Source organism: Jeotgalibacillus marinus (assembly GCF_040801915.1).
In the GTDB taxonomy this organism is placed as follows: Bacteria; Bacillota; Bacilli; order Bacillales; family Jeotgalibacillaceae; genus Jeotgalibacillus; species Jeotgalibacillus marinus.
In genome coordinates, this window is sequence record NZ_JBFMIA010000398.1 from 1 (window position 1) to 208 (window position 208).

The 208-nt window shown below is 37.5% G+C and carries 1 protein-coding gene; it reads left to right on the plus strand.

Translation table 11 applies throughout. From position 1 onward, the window contains the following. Nucleotides 1-208, plus strand: a 208-nt coding sequence (locus tag AB1471_RS18295; RefSeq protein WP_367781132.1) for a hypothetical protein, incomplete at both ends; no start/stop codon positions are given.

Here is a 208-nt window from a genome sequence, read left to right on the forward strand (position 1 = left end):
CCTTTGACAATGGAGAAGATTTTTATACTTCTCAGGCTACCTTTATAACCGGAGATCTTACTAAAGAGCACGTGCAACAGATTGCAGACAGCATGTACAACCCGCTTATTCAAAGCGCTCATATAAAATCAAGAAAAGAATTTGAACAAGACCATGGCATGGACATTGTTATTCCAAGAGTAAAACTACAAGGAATCGATAAGGTTTT